The following is a 3,200-nucleotide window of genomic DNA, read 5'->3' as shown; positions in this document are numbered from 1 at the left end:
CTCTGTGATTTATCACAGTTTCCTGACCTGACGAAGGCTGGAAAAATCATTAACAGAATATATTTGAGTTGAAATAATTTGTTCAAACTCGTTTCAAGTAGGCAACTACAAGAAATGAGTTCTAGCGAAATTAACTGAATCAAGCGTTTTGGTATATGAATCTAATTGAAGCTGTACGGTGCTTAAATGCACAAGACGCCAACTGTATGAGCGTGATGAGAGATCATCACAATCTGTTGCTTATCCCACTTGTAAGGATAAACGACTGTTTGGGGTTGTATAGTCAAGTAATTAAGTGCATGTGGTGGATGCCTTGGCAGTCAGAGGCGAAGAAAGACGTGATAGCCTGCGAAAAGCTCCGGGGAGGCGGCAAATATCCTGTGATCCGGAGATGTCTGAATGGGGAAACCCACTTACCATAAGGTAGGTATTGCAACATGAATACATAGTGTTGCAAGGCGAACGAGGGGAAGTGAAACATCTCAGTACCCTTAGGAAAAGAAATCAATTGAGATTCCCTCAGTAGCGGCGAGCGAAAGGGGAAGAGCCCATTAAGTCATATAAGTTCTAGTGGAACGCTCTGGGAAGTGCGACCGTAGACGGTGATAGTCCTGTACACGAAAGGGCTTATATGATGATGTCGAGTAGGGCGAGGCACGTGAAACCTTGTCTGAATATGGGGGGACCATCCTCCAAGGCTAAATACTCCTGACTGACCGATAGTGAACCAGTACCGTGAGGGAAAGGCGAAAAGAACCCCTGTGAGGGGAGTGAAATAGATCCTGAAACCGCATGCATACAAGCAGTGGGAGCCGGCTTAGTCCGGTGACTGCGTACCTTTTGTATAATGGGTCAGCGACTTATATTCAGTAGCGAGGTTAACCGCATAGGGGAGCCGTAGGGAAACCGAGTCTTAATAGGGCGTTTAGTTGCTGGGTATAGACCCGAAACCAGGTGATCTATCCATGAGCAGGTTGAAGGTTGGGTAACACTAACTGGAGGACCGAACCCACTGTCGTTGAAAAGCCAGGGGATGACTTGTGGATAGGGGTGAAAGGCTAATCAAACTTGGTGATAGCTGGTTCTCCCCGAAAGCTATTTAGGTAGCGCCTCGGACGAATACCATTGGGGGTAGAGCACTGTTTCGGCTAGGGGGTCATCCCGACTTACCAAACCGATGCAAACTCCGAATACCAATGAGTACTATCCGGGAGACAGACTGCGGGTGCTAACGTCCGTAGTCAAGAGGAAAACAATCCAGACCGCCAGCTAAGGCCCCAAAATTATAGTTAAGTGGGAAACGATGTGGGAAGGCATAGACAGCTAGGAGGTTGGCTTAGAAGCAGCCACCCTTTAAAGAAAGCGTAATAGCTCACTAGTCGAGTCGGCCTGCGCGGAAGATGTAACGGGGCTAAAACTATATGCCGAAGCTGCGGATGCATAATTTATTATGCGTGGTAGGGGAGCGTTCTGTAAGCCGATGAAGGTGGATTGAGAAGTCTGCTGGAGGTATCAGAAGTGCGAATGCTGACGTGAGTAACGACAATGCGAGTGAAAAACTCGCACGCTGAAAGACCAAGGGTTCCAGTCCAACGTTAATCGGGGCTGGGTGAGTCGACCCCTAAGGCGAGGCCGAGAGGCGTAGTCGATGGGAAATTGGTTAATATTCCAATACTTCTGTGTAATGCGATGAGAGGACGGAGAAGGTTAAGTCAGCCTGGCGTTGGTTGTCCAGGTGGAAGGTTGTAGGCATGTATCTTAGGCAAATCCGGGGTACTCTATGCTGAGAACTGATAGCAAGCTGTACTTGTACAGTGAAGTGGCTGATACCATGCTTCCAGGAAAAGTCTCTAAGCTTCAGTTACACAGGAATCGTACCCGAAACCGACACAGGTGGTCAGGTCGAGTAGACCAAAGCGCTTGAGAGAACTCTGCTGAAGGAACTAGGCAAAATGGTACCGTAACTTCGGGAGAAGGTACGCTGTTGTCTGTGATAGGACTTGCTCCTTGAGCGGCCGACAGCCTCAGAAACCAGGCCCCTGCAACTGTTTATTAAAAACATAGCACTCTGCAAACACGAAAGTGGACGTATAGGGTGTGATGCCTGCCCGGTGCTGGAAGGTTAATTGATGGGGTTAGCGTAAGCGAAGCTCTTGATCGAAGCCCCAGTAAACGGCGGCCGTAACTATAACGGTCCTAAGGTAGCGAAATTCCTTGTCGGGTAAGTTCCGACCTGCACGAATGGCATAATGATGGGGGCGCTGTCTCCAGCAGAGACTCAGTGAAATCGAATTCGCCGTGAAGATGCGGTGTACCCGCGGCTAGACGGAAAGACCCCGTGAACCTTTACTGCAGCTTGACATTGAACTTTGATCTTACTTGTGTAGGATAGGTGGGAGGCTTTGAAGTCGCGACGCTAGTTGCGATGGAGCCGTCCTTGAAATACCACCCTGGTAATATTGAGGTTCTAACTCTGTCCCGTTATCCGGGACGAGGACCATGTCTGGTGGGTAGTTTGACTGGGGCGGTCTCCTCCTAAAGAGTAACGGAGGAGTACGAAGGTGCGCTCAGCGTGGTCGGAAATCACGCGTAGAGTATAAAGGCAAAAGCGCGCTTAACTGCGAGACCCACAAGTCGAGCAGGTACGAAAGTAGGTCTTAGTGATCCGGTGGTTCTGTATGGAAGGGCCATCGCTCAACGGATAAAAGGTACTCTGGGGATAACAGGCTGATACCGCCCAAGAGTTCATATCGACGGCGGTGTTTGGCACCTCGATGTCGGCTCATCTCATCCTGGGGCTGAAGCAGGTCCCAAGGGTATGGCTGTTCGCCATTTAAAGAGGTACGCGAGCTGGGTTTAGAACGTCGTGAGACAGTTCGGTCCCTATCTACCGTGGGCGTTGGAAATTTGAGAGGATCTGCTCCTAGTACGAGAGGACCAGAGTGGACGAACCTCTGGTGTACCGGTTGTCACGCCAGTGGCATCGCCGGGTAGCTATGTTCGGAAGGGATAACCGCTGAAAGCATCTAAGCGGGAAGCCTACCTCAAGATAAGATTTCCCCGAGACTTTATGTCTCCTAAAGAGCCGTTGAAGACTACGACGTTGATAGGTTGGATGTGGAAGCATAGTGATATGTGAAGCTGACCAATACTAATTGCTCGTGAGGCTTGACTATACAACACCCAAACAGTTGTTGTAT

General features: G+C 49.4%; 1 rRNA gene. It reads left to right on the top strand.

Features of this window, described 5'->3' with window-relative positions:
• Positions 1 to 281: 281 nt before the first annotated feature.
• Positions 282 to 3,176 (top strand): 23S ribosomal RNA (locus tag ACTL4S_RS16260).
• Positions 3,177 to 3,200 lie beyond the last annotated feature (24 nt).

The organism is Acinetobacter lwoffii (assembly GCF_052078135.1).
Classification (GTDB): Bacteria; Pseudomonadota; Gammaproteobacteria; order Pseudomonadales; family Moraxellaceae; genus Acinetobacter; species Acinetobacter lwoffii_Z.
This window is presented reverse-complemented; position numbering and strand designations above follow the sequence as displayed.